Raw genomic sequence first — 23,313 nt, forward strand, 5'->3', positions numbered from 1 at the left:
CGGTTCGTCATAGCCATGACGGGACGTGACCAGAGGATGTGACCGATGGGGCAGGACCAGTGGCTGGCGAGCAGGTTCGAGGGGCACCGCGCCCACCTGAAGGCGGTGGCCTACCGGATGCTGGGCTCCCTGAGCGAGGCCGACGACGCGGTGCAGGAGGCCTGGCTGCGGCTGGCCCGCTCGGGCGGCGACGAGGTGGAGAACCTGGGCGGCTGGCTGACCACGGTCGTCGGCCGGGTGTGCCTGGACATGCTGCGCTCGCGCACCTCGCGGCGTGAGGATCCGCTGGAGGAGCGCCTGCCCGACCCGGTGGTCGCCCCGGCGGCCGATGGCATGGACCCCGAGCAGCAGGTGATGGTGGCCGACGCGGTCGGGCTGGCCCTGCTGGTGGTGCTCGAATCGCTCGGACCGGCCGAGCGGCTGGCGTTCGTGTTGCACGACATGTTCGCCGTGCCGTTCGAGGAGATCGCCGAGATCGTGGGCCGCTCGCCGGCGGCGACCCGGCAGCTTGCCAGCCGCGCCCGCCGCCGGGTTCAGGGGGCCACCCCCGTCCCCGACCACGACCCGGTGCGCCGGCGCAAGCTGGTGGAGGCGTTCCTGGCGGCCGCGCACGAGGGCGACTTCGCCACGCTGCTGTCCACCCTGGACCCCGACGTGGTGCTGCGCGTCGACGCCGGCGCCGCCTCCGGCGGGCTGCGCGTCGTCCGCGGCGCCGAGGCGGTCGCCGGGCAGGCGCTCACCTTCCACCGGCTGTCGGGCGGCACGGCCACCATCCTGCCCGCCGTGGTCAACGGCACGGCCGGGGTCGTCAGCGTCGTCCAGGGACGCCCGGCGTCGGTGCTGAGTTTCACCGTCTCCGGCGGGCGGATCGCCGCCATCGACATCCTGGCCGACCCCGACCGCCTGAGCGACCTGGACCTGACCGCCCTGACCCCCGGCCACTGACCACACCGCCCCTGCACTGACGGGCCACCACTGACCGGTCGCGGGGGGACCGGTCGCGGGGACCGCGCTCGACGGTGCGGGGACGGGTCCGACGTACCCTGGGAGCGCCGTACCGGAAGGCGGTGACGGCGGCGCACGAGGAGAACACGCACGGTGTCCGACAGACGAGAACACACCCCCCGCCCAGTGGTGGACGGCGGCCCGCTCGCCCTGCTCCAGGGCGACTGCGGCAGCTGTTTCGGACTGTGCTGCGTCGCACTGCCCTTCTCGGCGTCGGCGGACTTCGCGGCCGGCAAGCAGGCAGGCCGGCCGTGCGCCAACCTGCGGCCGGACTTCGGGTGCGGAATCCACGACCGGCTCGCCGACAGCGGCTACCCGGGCTGCGTCGCCTATGACTGCTTCGGCGCCGGGCAGAAGGTCTCCCAGCTCACCTTCGCCGGACGTGACTGGCGGGCCGACCCGGGCGACGCCGAGCGGATGTTCGCGGTCTTCCCGGTCATGCAGAGGCTGCACGAGCTGATGTGGTACCTCACCCAGGCGCTGGGACATCCCCGGGCCGCCCCCGTGCACGACGAGGTCCGCCTGGCCCTTGCCGACCTGGAAAGGCTCACGGCCCGGCCCGCCGAGACCCTGGCGGAGCTGGACGTGGAGGAGCGGCGCCAGAAGATCCGCCCGCTGCTGGCCCGCGCGAGCGAACTGGTGCGCGCGAGCGCCGGGCGCCGCGGCAAGGACCGCCGGGGAGCCGACCTGATCGGCGCGTCTTTGCGCGGGGCCGACCTGCGGGCGGCCGACCTGCGCGGGGCCTACCTCATCGGCGCCGACCTGCGCGGCGCCGACCTCCGCTTGGCCGACCTGATCGGCGCCGACCTGCGGGGCGCCGATCTCGGCGGCGCCGACCTGACCGGCTGCCTGTTCCTCACCCGGCCCCAGCTCAACGCCGCCAGAGGCGACGGCGCCACCCGGCTGCCGTCCCCGCTGGCCCGCCCCGCCCACTGGCCGGCCACCGCCGCCCCCCAAGGCACCGCCAGGACCGGCAGCCCCGGGAGGCCCGCGGTGCCCGGTGGCACCGCCGAGGCGGCCCGTCGCGGGCGCCGCCCGCCGCGCCGCGGGTCGTCCGCCCGCTGACGGTCCCGTGACCGATGCCTTTGGCGGGGCCAGCGAGCCCAGAGGACAGGCCTGCACTGTCGAGGGGCGGCGCGGGCATCCCGCACCGGTTCGGTGAAGGGATGGCCGGTGTCAGGGGTGGGTGAGGATGACCAGTTGCCGGGTCGCGCGGGTCATCGCGACATAGCGGTCGACCGCCCCTTGGACGCCTTCGCCGAAGTCCTCGGGATCGATGAGGACGACCAGGTCGAACTCCAGGCCCTTGGCCAGTTCCGGGGTCAGCGAGCGGACGCGGCCCGTGGCCTGGAAGGTGGGATCGCCGATCACGCAGGCGATGCCTTCGGCGTGCGCGGCGAGCCAGGCACCGAGGATGGAATCCAGGTCGCGGGCCGACCCGTGCACGACGGGGACACCACTGCCGCGGATGGAGACCGGCACGTTGGCGTCCGGGAGCACCGCCCGGATCACCGGCTCGGCCTGCGCCATGACCTCTTCCGGCGTGCGGTAGTTCACGCTCAGCGAGGCCAGGGTGATCCGGTCCAGGCCGATGCGCCGCAGCCGCTCCTGCCAGGACTCGGTGAACCCGTGCCTGGCCTGCGCGCGGTCCCCGACGATGGTGAAGCTGCGTGAAGGGCAGCGCAGCAGCAACATCTGCCACTCCGCGTCGGTGAGTTCCTGCGCCTCGTCCACCACGATGTGCGCGAACGGGCCGGCGAGCAGGTCGGGGTCGGTGCCGGGCGGCGCCGTCGGGTCGACCAGGCTGTCTTGGAGGTCCTGGCCGCGGAGCATCGTCACCGCGCCTTCGCCGTCGTCGTCGGCTTCGAGCAGATTGTCGACGACCTGTGCCATGCGCGCGCGTTCGGCGGCGACCGCGGCCTCATGACGGCGCCTGCGCCGTGAGGCCTCCGGGTCGCCCAGCCGCTGCCGCGCCGCGTCCAGGAGCGGAAGGTCGGACACCGTCCATGCCTGGGCGTCGTCGCGCTGCAGCCGCCGCACCTCCTCGATGCTGAGCCAGGGAGCGCATTTGCGCAGGTAGGCGGGCACCGTCCACAGGTCTCCGACCAGGTCGGCCGCTTCGATCAGCGGCCAGGCGCGGTTGAAGGCCGTCAGCAGCTCCCTGTCGCGAGTGAGGGATCTGCGGAGCAGATCGGCCGGGGTCACCTCCTCGTGCTTGTCGACCAGGATGGTGAGCAGGTGGTCCCAGATCTGGTCGCGCGCCTGGTTGTGCGGGGTGCCGGGGTCGGGCGCCTCGAACGCCTCGGCCCAGTCCTCGGCGCTCAGCCAGATGTCCGACCAGGGGGTCGTGACCGTCATCCCCGTGGTAGGCGGGTTCTCGTAGAACCTGACGGCCGGCTCGATCGCCTGCAGCAGCCGCGCCGACGACTTCAGCAGGGCCACCTGCGGATCGGTCTCGGCCGCCGCCGCGGCCCCCTCGGCGACCAGGTCGCGCAGGGTGCAGGTCTGCACGCCCTCCTCGCCGAGACTGGGCAGGACGTCGGCGACGTAGGCCAGGTAGGGCTGGTGCGGGCCGACGAACAGCACCCCGCCCCGGCGGTGACCCAGGCGGGGGTCGGAGTAGAGCAGGTAGGCCGAACGGTGCAGCGCGACGACGGTCTTGCCGGTTCCCGGGCCGCCGTCGACGACCAGGGCGCCGCTGGACCCGGCGCGGATGATGGCGTCCTGGTCGGCCTGGATGGTGCCCAGCACGTCGCGCATGCGCGCCGACCGGTCGGCGCCCAGGCTGGCGATGAAGGCGGACTGGTCGTCGAGCGCGGCGTGCCCGTCGAACCCTTCGGAGGTGAACACCTCGTCCCAGTAGTCGCTGATGCGGCCGCGGGTCCAGCGGTATCTGCGGCGGCTGGCCAGACCCATGGGGTTGGCGTGGGTCGCTCCGAAGAACGGCTCGGCCGCGGGGGAGCGCCAGTCCAGCAGCAGCCGGCGGCCCTCGCGGTCGGTGAGCCCGAGCCGTCCGATGTACACCGGCTCGGGATCGTCGGCGCCGACGATGTGCCCAAGGCACAGGTCCAGGCCGAAGCGGCGCAGCGCGCGCAGGCGCGCGGTCAGCCGGTGGATCTCCAGGTCGCGGTCCAGCGCCTGCCGGCCGAGGCCGCCGGGGGACCTGCGCTCGGTGTCGAGGCGTTCGGACAGCTCGGCGATCGACTGCTCGAGGGTGCGGGCGATGTCCGCGAAGTGCCGCTCGTCGCGGGCGATCAGCGCCGGGTCGGCCTTGGCCGCGAGGTGGGCGGGAAGGTCGAACGCGCTGGTGGTCAAGGGGTTCACGGTGAAGCTCCGATCTGAAGGTCGCCGGGCGACCATTGCGCGGCGCGGCGTACGGGCCGATGTGACCTCGAAGGGGCGGCCATGGCGGACGGCGCTCAGCTTGGCGCCGAGCCCCGTGGCGGCCGCCGGCTCATGTCCTTCCACGGCGGCGTGCACCCCCGTACCCGCGCGCCCAACTCCCGCGACCGCACCGCGAATGCCACCGGCGGCTCGACGTCCCCTCGGCGAACCCATGCGTCGACAACGACACCCCCACTACGCGACTCCCCGTTTCCGCAGGTTCCGGCTTCGGCCCGCCATTGTGCGGCATGCCCGGGGTCTTGCCGCAAGCCCCCCGGTGCGCTATACGTTGAGAGTGGAAAGGCGCGGGCACTCCCCTTTCCTTCATTGACGTCCGCCGCGGACGGCCCACTTCTCCGCAGTCGCAGTCGCCTTGCCTTCGCTTTGCCTTCGCCGGGCGGCGGCGGGCATCGAAGACCCCGCCGCCTCGGGGCGGTCAGAGTCCAACCGTCGACCGTGGCCGGTACCGGCCGGGCCGCCACGCCGGATTCTGCCACGCGAACGCGCGGCCCCTTTCGGCGCCGTGACCACCGGGCCGGGAAAAGGATTGGACGCGATGACGCCCGGGCTTGTAGCTTGCACTCGACCGTGACACCGCCCAAGGAGGTGAGCCCCATGAACGCCGTATCAATGTGGGTGCTCCCCCTTCCCGTCACGGCCGGGCGATCGAGGTAGGTGTCGCCGGGAGCGCCTCGCCGACAAGGCACTCCCGAAAGGCAACACCATGAGCCCTTCTCAGTTCACCGCCGAGCCGCCGTCCAACCACAGCGCCGAGCGCGGCTCGCCCGCGGGCGAGGTCCCCGCGGTTTCCTGGTCACCGGCCTCCGGCGCCGATCGCGCGCCCCTCATGTTCGACGTGATCATCGCCGGCTGCGGGCCCACCGGCGCGATGCTGGCCGCCGAACTGCGGTTGCACGATGTGCGGGTCCTGGTTCTGGAGAGGGACGCCGAACCGGTCTCGTTCGTCCGCATCGTCGGTCTGCATATCCGCAGTATCGAGCTGATGGCGATGCGCGGACTGCTGGAGCGCATTCGCCCGCACGCCAGACAGCGTCCCGCCGGCGGATTCTTCGCCGCCATCAACAAGCCCGCGCCCAAGGGCCTGGATTCGGCGCACGCCTACCTGCTGGGCATCCCGCAGCCGGTCATCAACCACCTGCTCGAAGAACACGCGATAGAGCTGGGCGCGCAGGTCCGGCGCGGCTGTGCGGTGGCCGGTTTCGAGCAGGACGACCAGGGCGTGACCGTCGAGCTGGCCGGCGGGGAACAGCTGCGCGGGCGCTACCTCGTCGGCTGTGACGGCGCGCGCAGTACGGTGCGCAAGCGGCTCGGCGTCGGCTTCCCCGGCGAGCCCTCACGCACCGAGACGCTGATGGGCGAGATGCGAGTGGCCGTGCCGCAGGAGGAGATCACCGCCAAGGTGGCCGAAATCGCCCAAAGCCATCAGCGGTTCTGGATCAGGCCCTTCGGTGAAGGGGTCTACAGCGTCGTCGTCCTCGCCGCGGGAGTCAGCGATCGCACGAAACCGCCCACCCTCGAGGATTTCAGGCAACAGCTGCGCGCCATCGCCGGAACCGATTTCGGCGTGCACTCTCCGCGCTGGATGTCCCGCTTCGGGGACGCCACCCGGCTGGCCGAACGTTATCGGGTCGGGCGGGTGCTGCTGGCCGGCGACGCGGCGCACATCCATCCACCCACCGGCGGGCAGGGCCTCAACCTGGGTGTCCAGGACGCGTTCAACCTCGGCTGGAAACTGGCCGCACAGCTCCGCGGCTGGGCGCCGGAAGCACTGCTGGACACCTACCACGCCGAGCGCCATCCGGTCGCCGAGGACGTGCTGGACAACACCCGCGCCCAGATGGAACTGCATTCCACCGAACCGGGCGCGCAGGCCGTGCGCAGGCTGCTCACCGAGCTGATGGACTTCGACGAGGTGAACCGCCACCTGATCGAGAAGATCACCGCGATCGGCGTCCGCTACGACTTCGGCGAGGGCCCCGACCTGCTCGGCCGCCGCCTGCGCGACATCGAGGTGAAACAGGGCCACCTCTACGATCTGCTGCACCGCGGCCGCGGGCTGCTGCTGGACCGCACCGAACGCCTGAGCGTCGGCGGCTGGTCGGACCGGGTCGACCACCTCGCCGACCCCACTGCGGCGCTGGATGCTCCGTGCGTCCTGCTACGCCCCGACGGCCACGTCGCCTGGATCGGCGACGACCAGCGGGACCTGGACGATCACCTCTCCCGCTGGTTCGGCGAGCCCGCCACCTGATCTCGCCCGACCAGCGGCCATCCCACGCAGAGGTGACGAGATGGCGGGCGTACCTGCGGCGCTGTCGGCCGGGGGCTGTCGAGCGGCCGGCGTTCCCGTCGGACGTCCGTTCCCGCACGCCCGTTCCAGAACGGCGTGCGGGGATGGATTTCGGTACGCTCGCCTCATGGGAAGCGGTGCCGCGCACTCCGGGGGCCGGGTCGAGTACGGCTACGCGCGCGCGTCCGCGACCAGGCGGTCCCTGGAGCAGCAGCTTGAGGCGTTGCGCGCCGCGGGCATCCCCGCCGAACGCGTCCACACCGACGGCGGGACCGGCGGCGGGACCGGCGGCGCCGGGGCGCGGGACGGCCTGGAGCGGTTGCTGGCCGGGGCGCGGGCCGGTGACACGATCGTCGTGCACACCCTGGACCGCATCGGCCGCAACCTGCGCGAGGTGCTGACCCTGGTGGGGGAGCTGTCCGAGCGCGGCATCGGGGTGCGGACGCTGGCCGGCCCGCTGCCCGTCGACACCGCCGGCGAGGGCGAGGGCCGCACCGTCCGCCTTCTGCTCGCGCTGCTGGCCGACATGGACCGCACCTTCGCCGCCGAGCGCGCCGCCCACGCCCGCGCCGCCGCCGGATCGGCCGGGCGGCGCGTCGGCCGGCCCGTCGCCCACCCGGCCGGCAAGATCGAGCAGGCCCGGCGGCTGAAGGCCCAGGGCGCCTCCCTGGCCCAGATCGCGGCCGAGACGGGCATCCCCAAGACCTCCCTGCACCGCTACCTCGCCGACGCCGTCCCGCCGACCGGCGGGAATCCCTCGGCCCGGACGGGCGCCGGCGCGGGCACGGGCCCTGCCGGGCCGCGGGGGGAAGGGGAGGGGCCGGAGGCGGCGCGCCGGGCGGAGCGGGCGGCGGCCGTCGACGCGGTCAAGGGGGACGACGAGGCGGCGTTCGGCGCTCTGACCGAGCGGCACCGGCGCGAGCTGCAGGCGCACTGCTACCGCATGCTCGGCTCGTTGGAGGAGTCCGAAGACCTGGTGCAGGAGACGTTCCTGCGGGCCTGGCGCTCCCGCGAGGGCTTCCAGGGCCGCTCCAGCGTCCGCGCCTGGCTCTACCGCATCGCCACCAACGCCTGCCTGGACTTCCTGGAGCGGCACCCGCGCCGTCCCTTCCCGCGAGCCGCCGGGCAGGACGGGCAGGACGGCGAGACGCTCCGGACGCCGCCGGCCGAGATCCGCTGGCTGCAGCCGTATCCGGACCGGCTGCTGGAGTCGGTGGCCCCCGGGGAGACGGGCCCGGAGGCCGCCGCGTTCGGCAGGGAGAGCGTGGAGCTGGCCTTCCTGGTCGCCATCCAGCACCTGCCGCCCCGCCAGCGCGCGGTGCTGATCCTTCGGGACGTGCTCGGCTGGCCGGCCGGTGAGACCGCCGCGGCGCTGGAGACGAGCGTCGCCTCGGTGAAGAGCGCGCTGCAGCGGGCGCGGCCGGCCGTGCGGGCCCACCTTCCCCGGCGGCGAGAGCAGTGGGCGCCGTCGGCGCCGGCGACCGCGCAGGAGCGGGCGCTGCTGCGGCGCTTCATGGACGCCCACGAACGCGGCGACAGCGCCGCGTTCGCGCGGCTGCTCAGCCAGGACGTGCGGATGACGATGCCCCCGCTGCCGTTCTGGTTCCACGGCCGCGCGGCGGTGGCCCGCTTCGCCGCCGACGCCTTCGGGCTCGGCTCGCCGCTGCGTGGGGCGCGGTGGCGCGGCCTGCCGGCCCGGGCGAACCGGCAGCCCGCGGTGGCGGTGTACGCCCGGCCGGTGGGAGCCGGGGAGTACCGCGCTCAGGCGCTCAACGTGCTGCGGGTCGAGGACGGGATGATCGCCGAGATCACCGTCTTCGAGGCGCGCCTGTTCTCCGCCTTCCATCTCCCCCCTACGCTGCCCTGACCCCCCTCTGCTCTCCGCGTCCCGCACCCGCACCCGCGGTCCTCTGGTGCGCCGTTCGTGACCGCCGCCACCCGGGGGCGATTCCTTCGCGGGCGCCGTGCCGTCTCAACAACGGACGGTCGCGGCACGCGCGGCCGGCGATGGGAGGGCACCGATGGCGATCGAGAACCGCGAAGATGTGATGGCGCTGCCGCAGGGGGATCTCGGCCTGCTGGACAGCGAGGTGGCGCGGCGCCTGCTCGCCTCCCGTGAACTGGCCCGGGTGGCCTATGTCGCGGCGGACGGAACGCCGCGGGTGTTCCCGATGCTGTTCCACTGGACGGGCGCCGAGATCGTGCTGTCGACGTTCGGCGGCGCCAAGGTCGGCGCCCTGCGGGCCAGGCCCGACGTCGCGATCACCATCGACGTCGCCTCCACCCCGCCCGAGGCGCTGCTGATCCGCGGACGGGCGCGGGTCACCGACGTGGAGGGCGTCGTCCCGGAGTACGCGCTCGCCCTGCGCCGCTACGGCGGGCAGGAGCAGGCCGCCGCCCAGTTGGCGGCGCTCGACCACCCCGGGGTCACGATGGTCCGCATCGCGGTGCGGCCCGCCTGGGCCGGGGTGCTGGACTTCCAGACCCGGCTGCCGGGCGGCATCAGCATGCGGGACTTCGAGCGCCGGGGCCGGCGGTGAGGGCCGCGACCGGTCACAGGGACGGCGGTCACAGGGACGGGGCGATATGACGACCTATGTGCTGATCCCGGGCGCGGGGTCCGACTCCTGGTACTGGCATCTGGTGACGGCGGAGCTGCGTGCGCGCGGCCACGACGTGATCGCCCCCGACCTGCCCTGCGACGACGATTCGGCCGGATTTGACCAGTACGCCGACACGGTGGTCGATGCCATCGGCGCACGCACCGGCCTGGTGGTGGTCGCGCAGTCCCTGGGCGGGTTCACCGCGGCCCTGGTGTGCGAGCGGGTGCCGGTCGACCTGCTGGTGCTGGTGACGGCGATGATCCCCGCGCCGGGGGAGACGCCGGGGCGGTGGTGGGCCGCCACCGGCTGGGAGCAGGCCAGACGCGAACAGGACGAACGCGACGGCAGGGCGCCCGATGACGACATCGCCCTGTTCCTGCACGACGTGCCGCCCGAGTTGGCGGCGCGGGCGCTCGCCCGGCGCCGCGCGCAGTCGGCCACGCCGTTCCTGGAACCCTGGCCGCTGCGCGCGTGGCCGGCGGTGCCGACCCGGTTCCTGCTGTGCCGCGACGACCGCTTCTTCCCGGCGGAGTTCATGCGCCGGGTCGTCGGCGAGCGCCTCGGCATCGTCCCCGACGAGATCGACGGCGGCCACGGCATCGCCCTCAGCCGGCCGCAGGAACTGGCCGACCGGCTGGAGGCCTACCGCGCCGAGCTGTGATGGCCCGCCGCCCGCTCCGGACCGGCGGAGCGGGCGGGGCCCGGGCGGGCAGGGGCCGGCACGTGCCGGGCCGTCGCGGTCGTCGCCGGTCGCGGGTCGCGGGTCGTTGTCGGCTCGCGGTCGTCGCTGGTCGCGGTCGTTGTCGGGTCGCGACAGGCCGCGGCCGTCGGCGGCGGTCGAGGACCGCGGGTGGTCAGCGGCTGATGCGGACCGCGTCGGCGACGACGTAGCCGGTGCCGCCGGTCCAGCGGCTCACCGCGACCACGTTGTAGGTGCCCGCGTTGAGGGAGAAGGTGCCGATCGAGCGCCACCCGCCGCCGCCGGAGCGCTGGTCGACGTACACCGTCTGGTTGCCGCCGGAGGCGGCGACGATGTACGGCGCGGAACTGTTGTAACCGGGGTCAGCGGGATACCAGACCTCCACCCGGTAGGTCCCGGCGCTGGGGATGCTCGCCTGGTACCAGGCCGGGTCGCTGGCCGACAGCGGGCCGGCGTAGCGGTAGTCGGCCCCGTAACGCTGGGAGGAGTAGGTCGACACGCCCCAGTTGGCGCTGGCGGTGAACGCGCCGGCGGTGGCGTTGTCCACGGTGGCCGACCAGGTGGTGGCGCCTCCGGTGACGTATCCCATGTACTTGTTCCAGTCCCAGTACGGGCCGGGGTCGGTGTGGGTGGCGCCGGGCACCTCCGAGTGACCGATGATGTGGGCCCGGTCCTTGGGGATGCCGTACTTGTCGCAGATGTAGCGGGTCAGCGCCGCCGAGCCCCGGTACATCGCGTCGGTGTACCAGGAGGCGTCGGTGACGTAGCCCTCGTGCTCGATGCCGATCGAGCGGGTGTTGTAGCTCCAGTTGCCGGCGTGCCAGGCGATGTCCTTCTCGCGCACCATCTGGGTGACCGCGCCGTCGGAGGAGCGCACGACGTAGTGCGCCGACACCTGGGCGCTGGGGTTCTGGAACCAGGAGATCGTGCCGGCGTAGGAGCCCTGGGTGATGTGGATGACCACCCGGTCGATGGCGTAGGCCGACGGGCGGCTGGAGGCGGTGTAGTTGCTGGAACTGGCCGCCACCCAGGTGCCGCTCGGGTAGTCGGGCGCGGCGGCGGCCTGGGCGTTGAGGTCCAGGGTGCGGGCGTAAGCGCCGCGGTCGGCGGTGACCTCGCGCGGGGCGATGCTCACCCCGGCCGCGCGGAGTCCCCGGCCGAGCAGTTCGTACACCGTGTCGGCGTACAGCCTGGCCACCTCGGGGGTGGTGGCGTTGCCGTACCTGGCCACGGTGGGGTACCAGCGGCCGGCGTCCTTGCGGGCCGTCTCGTCCAGGCCGGCCTCCTCGGCGTAGGAGCGCAGCAGCGCGGCGGCGCCGTCGATGTTGGCGGCGGTGTCGGAGCGCAGTGCGGCCGCCGGACGGCCGGTGAGCTCGGCTGCCCGCTCCAGGGTGTGGGTGGTGGGGTTGCTGACCAGGTGCATCACGCCGTAGCCGCCGCCGGCGCTGGGCTTGCCCGCGTGCCCGTCCAGGTGGGTCTCGGCGTAGGCCAGGGCGACCAGCAGGTCGCGGGGGACGTCGTGGGCGGCGGCGGCGCGGGCGAACGCGGCGGCCAGGGCGGGCTCGGCCGGGGCGCCCGGCGGGGCGGCGCTCGCCGGGGCGGCGGTGAGCGCCAGCAGGGAACCCAGGGCCAGCAGGGCGGCGGCCAGCAGGCGGTTGGCGGCGGGGATCGATCGGCGTCCGGGGGGTCTCATGCGTGCTCCTCGGTGGGGGGTGCCAACGGGTGCACAGTAAGGAGCTTTCTGACAAATGTCGATAATTGACATTACTCACGAGTAAGCGGAAGATTTGTGCCTCCGCTTCCCGCTTTCCGTCTCATCCCTCCCGCCGCCACTCGGCCGGGAGCCGGCGACCGGCAGGGACGCCTCGGGTGTCAGGGTTTCAGGGGCGGGCGTCGTGCAGGAGACGGTCGGGCACCGGGACGCGGAGGTGGCGGAGCAGACGCGCGAGCTTTTCGTCCAGTTCGGCGCCGACCGCGGTGATCTCCGGATGCCCGAACTGAGCGAACTGCGCGCTCGGCTGCTCGATCGCGAAGTGCGTCACCCCCGCGGGGTACTCGTAGATCGTGGTGCGCAGCGGCGCGTAGAGCATCACCGCCGGATCATGGCGGAACATCCCCTCGGCGATGGCCGCGTTGCCCATGAGGTACTGCACGCTGCGCCACCACTCGCCCGAGCCCCGCAGAAGCGCCCCGTTGTCGAGGCTCCAGAAGATCACGAAGCCGTGGGGCGCGTTCCGGTCGGCGGCGGCCCGCACGGCGGGCCAGCCGGCCCCCTCCGCCACGAGCCGCTCGTACACCGGCGCGTCGAAGGGGGGCACCGCCCGCTCGTATCTCAGCCTGAACTCCTCGAAGGGCATCCCGACGTCCACGATCAGCCGGTGCGCCTCGCGTGCCACGTCCGTCACGTGGGAGGTCTTGGCGGTCATCGGATGCTCCCTTCGCCGGTCACGGCCAGGGCCCGCGGCCGCGCGGTCCGAGGCCGCGGGCGGGCGGGCTCACCTTGGCAACGCTACGCCTGGCAGGTCCGGGGCATGACGAGCACCCGAACGGAAAGCCCCCCGCCGGACACCCGATCTTCCGCCCGGCCGGGCCGCGCCGCGAGGGTCACCGTCCCTGCCTGCCGGAGGGCGCGTCCGGGTGGCACCGCACCCGGCCCGCCGCGTCGCCGGCCTCGGGTGAGACGGCGGGCCGGGACGCCCCGCGCCGCTCGCGTCCGGACGGGCCCTCGCCGCGGCGGCCGGCCGTCTCCCGTCCCACGCGGCCGAGCTCCGCCAGCTTGCACTCGGAAGGACTGCCCGGATCGGCCTGGAAGGCGACGAGCTTCTGCCCCGGAGCGCTGTCGACGCTCAGCACCTCCATGGTGGTGATCACTTCGCCGACCACCGCGTGATGGAAGCGCACCGGGGCGCGGATGCGGCTGCGCACGTCGTGGCGGTCCCACAGCCGGCGGAACTCCCGGCTGGCCCGTGACAGCTCCTCCACCAGCTCGTTGAGGTGCGGGTCGTCCTGGTCGGCGCCGGACGCGGCGCGCAGGTGGGCCACCTTGTAGCGGGTGTCCTTCTCCCAGTCCAGATAGAACTCCCGCGCCCGGGGATTGAGCAGGGCCAGCCGCAGCAGGTTGTCGTTGTGGTCGAGGCCCTCGTACAGGGCACTGGCCACCGCGTTCCTGGCCAGCACGTCCAGGCGGGGGTTGACCACGTAGGCGGCGACGCGGTCCCAGCCGTTCATCAGGCGTATCACGTTGGGGTCGACCGTGTCGGCGCGGCCGGGGACCTCGCGCCGGTGCACGCGCGGGCGGGCCAGCTCGTGCAGGTGCTCGGTGGCCTCGGCGTCCAGTCGCAGGACCTGCGCCAGAGCGTCCAGCACCTGCTCCGAGGGACGGCGCTCGCGGCCCTGCTCCAGCCGGATGTAGTAGTCGATGCTGACGCCGGCCAGCATCGCCACCTCCTCACGCCGCAGCCCCGGCGTCCTGCGGCGGTTCGGGCCGGGCGCGATTCCCGCCTGCTCAGGAGTCGTGAACTCTCTGCGGGCCCGGAGGAAGGCCCCTAGTGGCCGGTCACGGTCCATATCTCAAATTACGCCGTCGGCCGGGTGCGCAGGTGACGTCCGCGGGGCGGGCGGCGGTCGCCGCGGGGCCCGCCCGCGCCGGACCCGCCGTGCGGGCCCGTGAAGCGGCGCCGCGGGCGGCGCTAGGCCCTCGCATGCTTTGGCGGGATTTTACCCTTGCCGGATCGGCAAGAGGGTTTGCCCGATCGGCGAGCGGTGGCGGAGCATCTGCGGCGAACGGAGGTGCCGGACATGACCGACAGGCACGAACAGACGGCGCGGACCGCTCCCGACGAGCAGGAGCGGGACTTCGACGTGGTGGTGGTAGGCGGCGGGGCGGCCGGGCTGAGCGGGGCGCTGACCCTGGCCCGGGCACGCCGCTCGGTGCTGGTGGTGGACGCGGGCGGCCCGCGCAACGCCCCGGCCTCGGCGGTGCACAACTACCTGGGGCGCGAGGGGACGCCGCCCGCGCGGCTGCTGGCCGAGGGCCGCGCGGAGGTCGCCCGTTACGGCGGCAGCGTCCTTTCCGGCGAGGTGATCGCGGTCGAACGGACCAAGGACGGCCGTTTCCGCGTGGTGCCGGCCGGCGGTTCGCCGGTCCGGGCGCGGCGGCTGCTGGTGGCGACCGGCCTGGCCGACGAGCCGCCCAAGGTGGCGGGACTGGCCGAGCGGTGGGGCCGCGACGTGCTGCACTGCCCGTACTGCCACGGGTGGGAGGTCCGCGACCAGCCGATCGCCGTGCTGGCGACCAGCGCCCTGGCCGCCGAGCAGGCCCTGCTGTGGCGGCAGTGGAGCCCGCGGGTGACCCTGCTGCTGCACACCGCGCCCGAGCCTTCGGCGGGCGACCGTGAGCGGCTGGCCGCCCGCGACATCGCCGTGGTCGAGGGCGAGGCGGCCGGGCTGGAGGTCGGCGGCGACCGGCTGACCGGGGTGAGGCTGGCCGACGGCCGGGTGGTGCCCTGCACCGCCCTGGTGGTGATGTCGCACCTGTCGGCCCGCACCGGAGCGCTCGCGGGCCTGGGCCTGGAGCCGGTCGAGCAGTCCTTGGGCGGTCACGTCGTGGGCACCCGCCTCGACGCCGATCCCATGGGCGCCACCGGTGTGCCCGGGGTGTGGGTGGCCGGCAACGTCACCGACCTGATGGGCCAGGTCGTCACCGCGGCGGCGGCCGGGATGCGCGCGGCCGCGGCGATCAACGCCGACCTGGTCCAGGAGGAGACCCGCCTGGCCGTCGCCGCCCGCCGCCCCGCCCCTGGCCAGGACGGCTGAGGCGACCGGCGGCGCCGTCCCGCCCCGACCTGGCAGGGGCGGTCGTGGGGTGGCGGGGGCGTCCATGGTGCCGGCCTCTATGCTGCGCGCATGGCGATCACCGATGAGGAGCTGGCCCGGACGGCGGCGCAGGCGGGAGCCGACGTTGTGCGCGCGATGTACGGCGCGTCGATGACGCGTGTACCCAAGTCCGGGGACGACTTCGCCACGGCCGCCGACATCGAGGCGGAGAAGGCCATCGTGGAGGTCATCCGCGCCGCCCGTCCGCACGACGCGGTGGTGGGCGAGGAGAGCGGGCGCACGGGCTCCGCGGGCGCGGAGCGGGTGTGGCTGGTCGACCCCCTGTGCGGCACGCTGAACTACGCCACGGGCGGCATGCTGGTCGCGGTGAACGTCGCCCTGCGCGGAGGGCCGGAGGTCACGGTGGCCGCCTGCGCCGACCCGTTCTCCGGGGAGGTGTTCTGGACCGGCGGCGAGCACGCCTACGTCCGCCGCGACGGCGTGGACCAGGCGCTGGCGCCCTCGGCGGAGTCGCGGCTGGTGGACCTCAACCTCGATCCGCCGTTCCCGAACCAGCCGGGCTTCCGCGCCGTCCGCGTGCTCGCCGACCCCGGCTTCGCCGCGCGGTTCCGGCCCCGCGTCGTCTCCACCACCCTGGCGGTGACCTGGGTGGCCGCCGGCCGGCGGGCCGCTTACCTCACCGACGGCCATCTGCGCGACAGCGTGCACTTCGCGGCCGGCATCGCGCTGTGCCGGGCCGCCGGCTGCGTGGTGACCGGTCTGCGCGGCGAGCCCGCGCACACCGGCGCGGGTGGTCTGGTCGTGGCGGCCGACCAGCCGACGCACGACGCCCTGCTGGAGATCATCGCCGGCGGGTTCACTTCCGGCGAGTAGGCCCCGTTCCCCGTTCCCCGCTCCTCGCGCCCAGCGGCGGCCGCTCGGGCCGCCGCAGGCCCGGGCGATCCCTTACCGGCCGCGCGGCGGTGGCGGATACTACGGGGATGCGCTTGCTGGAGCGGGAGTCGTCGCTTGCGTCGCTGGGCGAGTACGCGGCCGAGGCCGCGCGTGGTGAGGGGCGGCTGGTCCTGGTCGCCGGCGAGGCGGGGGTGGGCAAGTCGGCGCTGGTCGAGCGCTTCCAGCGGGACCTGCCGCTGGCACGGTGGTCGTGGGGGGCGTGCGACGGGCTGTTCACCCCGCGCCCGCTCGGGCCGCTGTTCGACCTGGCCGACCGGCTGGGCGGCCCCCTGCTGGAGCTGTGCCGCGCCGGAGCCGGCCGCGAGGAGCTGTTCCGGGGGCTGCTGCGCGAAGTCGGTGACCCGCACGCGCTGGACGCCGTCGTCGTGGAGGACGTCCACTGGGCCGACGAGGCCACCTTGGACCTGCTGAGCTTCCTCGGCCGGCGGCTGCGCGGCACCGGGCTGCTGCTCATCGCGACCTACCGGGACGACGCGATGGCGCCGTCCGATCCGCTGCGCGTCACGCTGGGCGGTCTGGCCTCGCAGCGGTCGACCCGGCGCATCGGCCTGGCGCCGCTGTCGGCGGAGGCGGTGCGGGAGCTGGCCGCGGGCAGCGGCGCCGACGCCTGCGCGCTGCACCGGCTGACCGGCGGCAACCCCTTCTACGTGACCGAGGTCGTGCGGGCCGGCATGCACGCGCCCGGGTCATCACAGATCCCGGGTTCGGCGCGGGACGCGGTGCTGGCGCGCGCGGCGCGGCTGAGCGGCCCGGCCCGTCAGGTGCTCGACGTCGCGGCGCTGACCGGCACCAGGGTCGAGTCACGGCTGCTGGAGGCGGTGACCCCGTTCCCGGGCCCGGCCGTGGACGAGCTGCTGGCGTGCGGGCTGGTCGTCGGGGACGGCGAGTGGCTGCGGTTCCGTCACGAGATCGCCCGGCTGGCGGTGCAGGAGGCGGTGCCCGCCCACCGCGCCCGCGCCGTCCACGGCCGGGTCCTCACCGCGCTGGAATCCCTCGGCTGCGACGACGACGCCCGGATGGCCTTCCACGCCGAGGCGGCCGGTGAGGCGGCCGCGGTCCTGCGTCACGCTCCCGCCGCCGCCCGCCGCGCGGCGTGGCTGTCCTCCCACCGCGAGGCCGCGGCGCAGTTCCGGCGGGCACTGCGCTTCGCGGACGGCACGGCCGACCCGGCCGGCACGGACGCCACGACCCTCGCCGAGCTGTGCGAGGGGCTGGCCGACGAGGCGGCGCTGCTCGACCAGTGGCACGAGGCGGCCGAGGCGTGCGAGCGCGCCCTGGTGGAGTGGCGCAAGGCGGGGAACCGGCTGCGGGAAGGCGACGCGCTGCGGCGGCTGTCGCGCATCATGTGGAACATGTGCCACGGGGAACGGGCTCCCGTCGAGTCCGCCGTGTCGCTCCTGGAGCCGCTCGGGCCGGGCGTCGAGCTGGCCTGGGCGTACGCCACCTACGCCAACCAGCGGATGCTGCGCTATGAACTGGACGCGGCGGAGGGGGCGGCGCTGCGGGCCCAGGAGCTGGCCGAGCGGCTCGGCGCCACCGACGTGCTCAGCGACGCGCTGAACACCCGCGCCGTGTGCGCCTGGACCCGGGGCGGCGACTGGGAGGGGCCGATGCGCCGCGCGCTGGAGATCGCGCTGGCCGGGCGGCACCAGGACCAGGCGGGCAGGGCGTACGCCAACCTGGCCGCCCTGCACAACGGCCGGCGGCGGTTCGCCGAGAGTGAGCGCTACCTGGCCGAGGGCATCGCCTACTGCGACGAGCACGACCTCACCTCCTACGCGACGTGCCTGCGCAGCGAGCGGTCCACCGTCATGGAACGCGACGGGCGCTGGGAGGAGTCGCTGTCGATCAGCACGGGCATCCTGGCCACGGTGAACGCGTCCCCGTCCAACCGGCTGTGCACGGTGCGCAGGATCGGCTCGGTCCTGGCCCGCCGGGGTGAGCCGGGGGTGTGGGAGCACCTGGAGGAGGCGGCCGTGCTGGCCGACCGCACCGGCGAGCCGCAGCAGATCGTGCCCGTCCGGCTGACCCGCGCCGAGGCGTACTGGCTGGAGGGCAGGACGGGGCAGGCGCGCCGCGAGGCCGAACTGGCCCACGACGTGTCGGCCGGTTCCGACCCGTGGGACCGTGGCGCGGTCGCCGTCTGGCTGGTGCGGACCGGGTCCCCGCGGCCGCCGCAGGGGGAGGTGCCCGAGCCGTACCGGCTGGAGCTCGGCGGCGAGCCCGTCGCGGCGGCGCGGGCCTGGACCGAGCTGGACTGCCGCTACGACGCCGCGCTCGCCCTGTCCGGCGCCGGCGGCGAGCCGGAGCTGCGTGAGGCCCTGGCGATGTTCACCGGCCTGGGCGCCTTCCCCGCGGCCCGCATCGTCCGTCAGGAGCTGCGCGGGCTCGGCGTCCGGTCGCTGCCGGCCGGGCCGCGGGCGGCCACCCGGGAGCATCCCTCCGGGCTGACCCGGCGCGAGCGTGAGGTGCTCGCCCTGGTCTGCGCGCAGCACACCAACGCCGAGATCGCCGCGAAGCTGTTCATCTCGGTCAAGACCGCGGGCCACCACGTCTCGGCGATCCTCGCCAAGCTCGGCGCCCCGAGCCGCGGCGCCGCCGCCGAACAGGCCGTCCGTCTCGGCCTCGCCGGCCTCGAGGTCCCGGTGACGGCCGGTGGGACGAGGCAAGGGCCGGCCGGCCGGACGGTGGCCGCACCGGCCGGCGGCGCCGCGGAGGAGCCGGCCGGGCGCGGCGGATCGGCCCGGACACCGGGCCCGCGTGGCGGCGCGGCGGGGGCGCGTGGCGGCGCGGCGGAAATCTGGGGAGCACGCGGCGCAACATAGGGAACCGCTCCCCATCCGGCCCCGCGGCCCCCGTCCCTACGGTTGGCGGGACTCACCACGAGACAGGAGGCCGGAATGCCGCTCTACATGGATGTGCACACCATTGCCGGGGGCGTCGCGATGGCCGACGTCGCCCAGGCGCACAAGGCCGACCTGCAGCAGCAGGCGGGGCACGACGTCAGCTATCTGCGGTACTGGGTCGACGAGGGGCAGGGCAGGATCTTCTGCCTGGTCGAGGCGCCCTCGGCCGAGGCGGCGGCCGCGGTGCACCGCGCGGCGCACGGGCTGGTCGCCGACGAGATCTTCCAGGTACAGGAAGGCAGCTGACGGCGCCCAGAGCGCGAGCGGCGGGACGAGCCCCGCCCCCGCACCATAGCGGGACGGGCTCGGCCCGCGCGTACAGCGCACGCACTTCGCCCCCCGGGCCCACAGGAAGGAAGGCGCCGGGAAGAGCACCTGTGATCGGGCGGGGAGGTCTTCCACGGGGACGGTGCGCCCGTCCCGCCTTCCCAGACGGGCGCCGGGTGTGGCGGCTTGTTCCTGACACCGCACGACATGGCAAGCATCAGAGCAGCAGACAACGCGAGGGACGGTATGAAGCACATCCTCCTCGGACCCGCATGGCGTCCGCCCGGCTCGCGAACCGGCGGTGTCCACCGGCGTTCGCCCGGAGCGCGGGGCGGTGGCCTCCAGCGGGGTTGGGCAGGACCGGGCGGCGGCAGGGGTCACCGGCATCCCAGGAGGTCGCGCGTGCCGTCCGCCACCGTCACCCCCATGGTGGTCCGCCGTCCGTCGTCCGTCTCCGCGCCGCCGAGGGCGGGGCCGGTGCGGCCGGTCGCAGGCGGGCGCCGTATCCGGTGACGCCGGGCGGCGCCTGACGGGCGGGGGCCTCTTCCTCGCCCTGCGGTGGTCGGCACCAGGGCGTCTTCGCCGCCGGTCCCCGCGAAAGCCGGCACAGCGAGAGCTGGGTGGCAGGAGCGCCGGCCGCATGTCCGTCCGGGGGGGACGGACGGCGGTCGAGGCGTGCGCCGGTCGTCCTCCGACGGGGGCGGGCGACCGGCGGTCATCCTCGCAAGATCGCCACCGGTGGGTACCGGGGGGCCGCCTGGCCGTGGGGCCGCTGGAAGGCCAGGGAGGGGAGGAGGCGGGGAGGAGTCAGGGGGTCAGGCGGCGGATGGTGATGACGGTGTCGGTGACGGTGGCCGTCTGGCCGTCCGGGCCGGTGGCCTGGCGCTGGGGACGGTCGAGGCGTTCAGGCCGCCAGCGGGCGGGGTCCAGGCCGATCTCCTCGGCGATGTCCTCGGGGGCCGGGAAGTGGGCGTCGACATCGGGGTTCCAGGCCCAGGGGCGTGCCGAGCCGTGGTCGACGATGAGCAGGAGGCCGCCGGGCGTCAGCGCGTTCGCGGCCCGGCGGAGGACCCGTGGGCGGGGGAACTCGAACGGCGTCTGCAGATACTGGGCGTTGACGAGGTCGAACGCGCCGGTGGGGAAGGTGCGGGACAGGTCGTGCCGCTCGGTGGTGACGCGGTCGGCGACGCCGGCGGTGGCCGCGTGGGCGGCGGTGCGGCGCAGAGCGGTCGGGGAGATGTCGACGGCGGTCACCCGCCATCCGTGGGCGGCCAGCCAGACGGCGTCCCCGCCCTCGCCGCACCCCAGGTCCAGCGCGGCGCCGGGCGCCAGGCCCCGCGCCGTCTCGGCCAGCAGGGGGTTGGGATCGCCCTTCCACACCTGCTCGCGGCCGCTGTAGAGGTTCTCCCAGAAGTCTCCGGCCTCGCCGGTGCGGCCGGCGCCGGGCGTGTCGTGGTGCATGAGGCTGCCTTTCTCGATGGTGCGGCGCGGGACGCCGCGAAGGGGACCCGAGCGGGGGGCCGGAGCGGGGGGCCGGACGTGGGCTCGATGGTGGCCCAGCCTCCGCGCCGGTTGCAATTCGTCGTGCCGTTTCGGCAAGGTGGGGCCATGGGAGAGCTGAAGGACGTCCTGGCGGCGATCGGCCCGAAGCTGCGCGAGCTGCGCAAGGGGCGCGGCCTCACGCTGGCGGAGCTGTCGCGCACCACCGGCATCTCCGAGAGCACCCTGTCCCGGCTGGAGAGCGGCACCCGGCGGCCGAACCTGGAGCTGCTGCTCCCGCTCGCCCGCGCGTACGGGGTTCCCCTCGACGAGCTGGTCGGCGCGCCGCAGACCGGCGACCCGCGGGTGCATCTGCGCCCGGTGCGCCGCCACGGCATGACGATCGTGCCGCTGACCCGCCGGGTCGGCGGGGTGCAGGCGCACAAACTGGTCATTCCGCCACGGTGCGACGCCGCCGAGCCCGTCACGCAGACGCACGAGGGGTATGAGTGGCTCTACGTCCTGGACGGCCGCCTGCGGCTGCTGCTGGGCGAGCGCGATCTGGTGCTCAAGCCGGGCGAGGTGGCCGAGTTCGACACCCATGTCCCGCACTGGATGGGCCCGGCCGACGACCAGCCCGTCGAGCTGCTCGCCCTGTTCGGCCCGCAGGGCGAACGCGCCCACCTGCGCGCCCGCCCGACCTGACCGCGCGAGCGCCGGCCGGAACGGTGGCGCGGTGTTGACCTTTCCCCTGAAGAAGCGCCGACCGAAGGGCGGGCCGGAGAATATCGCGACGAAGGCCGCGGCGGTCCTGCGGGCATACAGCAGTCCATACTGCACAGGTAAACTGGACAGTTTGGACTGTGCGCTTTAGCGTGGACGGCATGAGCGAAGACTCCGGCCCCTCGCCCTCGGCGGTTCAGGCGTCTCGGGAGATCCGCGCGGTCATCAGCCGCCTGCGTCGCCGCATCCTGAACGCCTCCCAGGCCGAGGACATCACCTTGGGCCAGGCCTCCGTGCTGGCCCGCTTGTCCGGCGAGGGGGGCGTCACGGCCAGTGAGCTGGCGTCCGCCGAAGGGGTGCGCCACCAGTCGATGACGGCGACGGTCACATCGCTGGCCGCGATGGGGCTGGTGGAGCGGAGCCCCGACCCCGCCGACGGGCGGCGCCTGCTGATCACGCTCACCGCGGAGGGCCACCGCCGCGTCGAGGAGGGGCGCCAGGCCCGGACGGAATGGCTCGCCGGCCGGTTGCAGGACAGGTGCACCGAACAAGAACGCCAGGCCGTGATCGCCGCCATGGCCGTCCTCCAGCGGCTCACCCGTGACTGATCCGACGAGTAACGCCATGCCGCAGACCGGGGACGCCGTGCGACGGACCGGGGACGCGCGGCGGACCGGGGACGTCGTGCGACAGGCCGGTCGGCCGGGGTTCGACCGGCGGTTGCTGCCGCCGATGCTGCTGGGATCGGTGCTGAATCCGATCAATACGACGATCATCTCCGTCGCGCTCGTCCCCATCGGCACGGCCCTGGGCGCGCCGTCCTCGCAGACCCTGTGGCTGATCTCCGCCCTGTATCTGGCGACCTCGCTCGGGCAGCCGGTCGTGGGCCGGCTGATCGACATCTTCGGGCCGCGCGGGCTCTTCCTGATCAGCAACGGCCTCGTCGGCGTGGCCGGTGTCATCGGGGCCCTGGCGCCGAACCTGGGGGTGCTGATCGTCGCGCGCGTCCTGCTCGGGTTCGGCACCTGCGGCGGGTATCCCGCCGCGATGGCACTGGTGCGCGGCGAGGCGGACCGCACCGGTGCGGACGGTCCCGGCTGGGTGCTGACCGCCCTGGCGGTCGCCAACCAGACCGTCGCCGTCGTCGGCCCGCTGCTGGGCGGCCTGCTGATCGCGGCGGGCGGCTGGCGCGCCACCTTCGCGCTGAACGTGCCGCTGGCCGTCGTGGCCGTGCTGCTGGGGGCGCGCCGGCTGCCCAGGCCGGCCGAAACGGCCGGAGAGGACACGTCGCCGCGGCGCGGGCGGTCGGACGAGGGAACCTCGCCGCGGCGCAGGTGGCCGGTTGCCGAGCTGGACCTGCCCGGCATGGGGCTGTTCGCCGCGATGCTCACCTGTCTGCTGCTGTTCCTGATGAACCCGCACCCGCGCGAGTGGTACCTGCCGGTGATCGCCGCCGTCGCGGCGGCCGGGTTCGCGGCGCGGGAGCTGCGGGCGGCCACCCCGTTCATCGACCTGCGGGTGCTCGGCGGCAACGCACCGCTTCTGGCCACCTACGCACGCGCGCTCGTGGCCTACCTCGTCGCCTACGCCTTCCTGTTCGGCTTCACGCAGTGGACCGAGCAGGGCTACGGGCTGACGCCCTTCCACGCCGGGCTGGTGCAGGTCCCCATGTTCCTGCTGGCGATCGGCGTCTCCATCGTCTCCGGGCGGCGCAAGGGCGTGCGGGGAAAGCTGCTGGCCGGCGCGGCCGGGCAGATCGTCGCCTGCCTGGCGATGCTGACGCTCACCGGCCACAGCCCTCTGTGGGCCCTGCTGCTGGTGTCCCTGCTCTTCGGCTTCCCGCAGGGGCTGATAAGCCTGGCCCTGCAGAACTCCGTCTACTTCCAGGCCGACCCCGAGCGCATCGCCTCCTCGGCGGGCCTGCTGCGCACCTTCGCCTACATCGGCTCCATGATCGCCTCCTCGGCGGCCGGCGCGTCCTTCGGACGACGCGCCGACACCGGCGGCATGCACCACCTCGCCTGGATCATGCTCGCCGCAGGCGTGCTCTACCTCCTGCTGACCGTCTTCGACCGCACGCTCGGCCGCGCGGCGGCGACGGAGTCCGGCGCGGCGAGATAGATCTCACAAAGGGGACCTCGCCCG

18 protein-coding genes are annotated in these 23,313 nt (G+C 74.4%); 13 read left to right on the forward strand and 5 right to left on the reverse strand.

Annotated elements, in window-relative coordinates; all coding sequences use genetic code 11:
* Nucleotides 1-45: 45 nt before the first annotated feature.
* Both sigJ and ACFQSB_RS20140 read left to right on the forward strand, forming a co-directional pair.
* Entirely contained in the window at nucleotides 46-945 is a 900-nt protein-coding gene (sigJ, locus tag ACFQSB_RS20135) for an RNA polymerase sigma factor SigJ (protein ID WP_380828321.1), read from the forward strand.
* A gap of 153 nt (nucleotides 946-1,098) precedes the next feature.
* A complete protein-coding gene (locus ACFQSB_RS20140; protein ID WP_380828324.1) occupies nucleotides 1,099-2,070 on the forward strand; it encodes a pentapeptide repeat-containing protein in 972 nt (323 codons plus the stop codon).
* Between the two features lie 111 nt (nucleotides 2,071-2,181).
* Here the strand turns inward: ACFQSB_RS20140 and helR are convergent, their stop codons facing one another.
* Nucleotides 2,182-4,329, reverse strand: a complete 2,148-nt coding sequence (helR, locus tag ACFQSB_RS20145) for an RNA polymerase recycling motor ATPase HelR (RefSeq protein WP_380828326.1) — start codon at nucleotides 4,327-4,329, stop codon at nucleotides 2,182-2,184.
* A gap of 907 nt (nucleotides 4,330-5,236) precedes the next feature.
* Here helR and rox point away from each other — a divergent pair.
* The 4 genes from rox to ACFQSB_RS20165 all read left to right on the forward strand — a co-directional run bounded on the left by rox (nucleotide 5,237) and on the right by ACFQSB_RS20165 (nucleotide 9,964).
* Nucleotides 5,237-6,661, forward strand: coding sequence for a rifampin monooxygenase (rox, locus tag ACFQSB_RS20150; RefSeq protein WP_380828368.1), 1,425 nt, complete (start codon nucleotides 5,237-5,239; stop codon nucleotides 6,659-6,661).
* Between the two features lie 166 nt (nucleotides 6,662-6,827).
* On the forward strand, nucleotides 6,828-8,567 hold the full coding sequence (locus ACFQSB_RS20155; protein WP_380828329.1) for an RNA polymerase subunit sigma-70: 1,740 nt from the start codon (nucleotides 6,828-6,830) through the stop codon (nucleotides 8,565-8,567).
* Between the two features lie 154 nt (nucleotides 8,568-8,721).
* Complete coding sequence (locus tag ACFQSB_RS20160; protein WP_380828331.1) at nucleotides 8,722-9,240, forward strand: pyridoxamine 5'-phosphate oxidase family protein; 519 nt, start codon at nucleotides 8,722-8,724, stop codon at nucleotides 9,238-9,240.
* A gap of 46 nt (nucleotides 9,241-9,286) precedes the next feature.
* Nucleotides 9,287-9,964 carry an alpha/beta hydrolase gene (locus ACFQSB_RS20165; protein ID WP_380828333.1) on the forward strand — a complete coding sequence of 226 codons (678 nt, stop codon included), beginning with the start codon at nucleotides 9,287-9,289 and terminating at the stop codon, nucleotides 9,962-9,964.
* A 193-nt stretch (nucleotides 9,965-10,157) separates the two neighbouring features.
* Here the strand turns inward: ACFQSB_RS20165 and ACFQSB_RS20170 are convergent, their stop codons facing one another.
* The 3 genes from ACFQSB_RS20170 to ACFQSB_RS20180 all read right to left on the reverse strand — a co-directional run bounded on the left by ACFQSB_RS20170 (nucleotide 10,158) and on the right by ACFQSB_RS20180 (nucleotide 13,570).
* Complete coding sequence (locus ACFQSB_RS20170) at nucleotides 10,158-11,696, reverse strand: golvesin C-terminal-like domain-containing protein (protein ID WP_380828335.1); 1,539 nt, start codon at nucleotides 11,694-11,696, stop codon at nucleotides 10,158-10,160.
* Between the two features lie 187 nt (nucleotides 11,697-11,883).
* Nucleotides 11,884-12,429 carry a DUF302 domain-containing protein gene (locus tag ACFQSB_RS20175; RefSeq protein WP_354929928.1) on the reverse strand — a complete coding sequence of 182 codons (546 nt, stop codon included), beginning with the start codon at nucleotides 12,427-12,429 and terminating at the stop codon, nucleotides 11,884-11,886.
* Between the two features lie 178 nt (nucleotides 12,430-12,607).
* Nucleotides 12,608-13,570 (reverse strand): helix-turn-helix transcriptional regulator, encoded by a 963-nt coding sequence (locus ACFQSB_RS20180; RefSeq protein WP_380828337.1) that lies wholly within the window; start codon nucleotides 13,568-13,570, stop codon nucleotides 12,608-12,610.
* A gap of 231 nt (nucleotides 13,571-13,801) precedes the next feature.
* On the opposite strand from ACFQSB_RS20180, the gene ACFQSB_RS20185 reads away from it, so the two are divergent.
* The 4 genes from ACFQSB_RS20185 (at nucleotide 13,802) to ACFQSB_RS20200 (ending at nucleotide 18,945) form a co-directional block, all read left to right on the forward strand.
* Nucleotides 13,802-14,818: an NAD(P)/FAD-dependent oxidoreductase gene (locus ACFQSB_RS20185; protein WP_380828339.1), complete on the forward strand. Its 1,017-nt coding sequence runs from the start codon at nucleotides 13,802-13,804 to the stop codon at nucleotides 14,816-14,818.
* Between the two features lie 90 nt (nucleotides 14,819-14,908).
* Nucleotides 14,909-15,712, forward strand: a complete 804-nt coding sequence (locus ACFQSB_RS20190) for an inositol monophosphatase family protein (protein ID WP_380828341.1) — start codon at nucleotides 14,909-14,911, stop codon at nucleotides 15,710-15,712.
* 107 nt (nucleotides 15,713-15,819) lie between these two features.
* A complete protein-coding gene (locus ACFQSB_RS20195) occupies nucleotides 15,820-18,618 on the forward strand; it encodes an ATP-binding protein (RefSeq protein WP_380828343.1) in 2,799 nt (932 codons plus the stop codon).
* Between the two features lie 75 nt (nucleotides 18,619-18,693).
* Nucleotides 18,694-18,945, forward strand: coding sequence for a DUF4242 domain-containing protein (locus tag ACFQSB_RS20200; protein WP_354852583.1), 252 nt, complete (start codon nucleotides 18,694-18,696; stop codon nucleotides 18,943-18,945).
* An 828-nt stretch (nucleotides 18,946-19,773) separates the two neighbouring features.
* Here ACFQSB_RS20200 and ACFQSB_RS20205 read toward each other — a convergent pair.
* Nucleotides 19,774-20,427 (reverse strand): SAM-dependent methyltransferase, encoded by a 654-nt coding sequence (locus ACFQSB_RS20205; protein WP_380828345.1) that lies wholly within the window; start codon nucleotides 20,425-20,427, stop codon nucleotides 19,774-19,776.
* A 147-nt stretch (nucleotides 20,428-20,574) separates the two neighbouring features.
* Here ACFQSB_RS20205 and ACFQSB_RS20210 point away from each other — a divergent pair, with 147 nt between their 5' ends.
* From ACFQSB_RS20210 to ACFQSB_RS20220, 3 genes are all read left to right on the forward strand, one after another.
* The gene (locus ACFQSB_RS20210; RefSeq protein ID WP_354852580.1) at nucleotides 20,575-21,150 is read left to right on the forward strand and encodes a helix-turn-helix domain-containing protein; all 576 of its coding nucleotides are present in this window, start codon (nucleotides 20,575-20,577) and stop codon (nucleotides 21,148-21,150) included.
* Between the two features lie 179 nt (nucleotides 21,151-21,329).
* The gene (locus ACFQSB_RS20215; RefSeq protein ID WP_380828348.1) at nucleotides 21,330-21,776 is read left to right on the forward strand and encodes a MarR family winged helix-turn-helix transcriptional regulator; all 447 of its coding nucleotides are present in this window, start codon (nucleotides 21,330-21,332) and stop codon (nucleotides 21,774-21,776) included.
* A gap of 16 nt (nucleotides 21,777-21,792) precedes the next feature.
* A complete protein-coding gene (locus ACFQSB_RS20220; protein WP_380828350.1) occupies nucleotides 21,793-23,289 on the forward strand; it encodes an MFS transporter in 1,497 nt (498 codons plus the stop codon).
* Nucleotides 23,290-23,313: the final 24 nt, after the last annotated feature.

The organism is Sphaerisporangium rhizosphaerae (assembly GCF_042665155.1).
GTDB lineage: Bacteria > Actinomycetota > Actinomycetes > Streptosporangiales > Streptosporangiaceae > Sphaerisporangium > Sphaerisporangium rhizosphaerae.

Excerpts from the sequence above, each read along its gene's own strand:
- sigJ (WP_380828321.1), top strand. The coding sequence starts at position 46 with ATGGGGCAGGACCAGTGGCTGGCGAGCAGGTTCGAGGGGCACCGCGCC.
- rox (WP_380828368.1), top strand. The coding sequence starts at position 5,237 with ATGTTCGACGTGATCATCGCCGGCTGCGGGCCCACCGGCGCGATGCTG.
- ACFQSB_RS20155 (WP_380828329.1), top strand. The coding sequence starts at position 6,828 with ATGGGAAGCGGTGCCGCGCACTCCGGGGGCCGGGTCGAGTACGGCTAC.
- ACFQSB_RS20160 (WP_380828331.1), top strand. The coding sequence starts at position 8,722 with ATGGCGATCGAGAACCGCGAAGATGTGATGGCGCTGCCGCAGGGGGAT.
- ACFQSB_RS20165 (WP_380828333.1), top strand. The coding sequence starts at position 9,287 with ATGACGACCTATGTGCTGATCCCGGGCGCGGGGTCCGACTCCTGGTAC.
- ACFQSB_RS20170 (WP_380828335.1), bottom strand. The coding sequence starts at position 11,696 with ATGAGACCCCCCGGACGCCGATCGATCCCCGCCGCCAACCGCCTGCTG.
- ACFQSB_RS20175 (WP_354929928.1), bottom strand. The coding sequence starts at position 12,429 with ATGACCGCCAAGACCTCCCACGTGACGGACGTGGCACGCGAGGCGCAC.
- ACFQSB_RS20180 (WP_380828337.1), bottom strand. The coding sequence starts at position 13,570 with ATGGACCGTGACCGGCCACTAGGGGCCTTCCTCCGGGCCCGCAGAGAG.
- ACFQSB_RS20185 (WP_380828339.1), top strand. The coding sequence starts at position 13,802 with ATGACCGACAGGCACGAACAGACGGCGCGGACCGCTCCCGACGAGCAG.
- ACFQSB_RS20190 (WP_380828341.1), top strand. The coding sequence starts at position 14,909 with ATGGCGATCACCGATGAGGAGCTGGCCCGGACGGCGGCGCAGGCGGGA.
- ACFQSB_RS20195 (WP_380828343.1), top strand. The coding sequence starts at position 15,820 with ATGCGCTTGCTGGAGCGGGAGTCGTCGCTTGCGTCGCTGGGCGAGTAC.
- ACFQSB_RS20200 (WP_354852583.1), top strand. The coding sequence starts at position 18,694 with ATGCCGCTCTACATGGATGTGCACACCATTGCCGGGGGCGTCGCGATG.
- ACFQSB_RS20205 (WP_380828345.1), bottom strand. The coding sequence starts at position 20,427 with ATGCACCACGACACGCCCGGCGCCGGCCGCACCGGCGAGGCCGGAGAC.
- ACFQSB_RS20210 (WP_354852580.1), top strand. The coding sequence starts at position 20,575 with ATGGGAGAGCTGAAGGACGTCCTGGCGGCGATCGGCCCGAAGCTGCGC.
- ACFQSB_RS20215 (WP_380828348.1), top strand. The coding sequence starts at position 21,330 with ATGAGCGAAGACTCCGGCCCCTCGCCCTCGGCGGTTCAGGCGTCTCGG.
- ACFQSB_RS20220 (WP_380828350.1), top strand. The coding sequence starts at position 21,793 with ATGCCGCAGACCGGGGACGCCGTGCGACGGACCGGGGACGCGCGGCGG.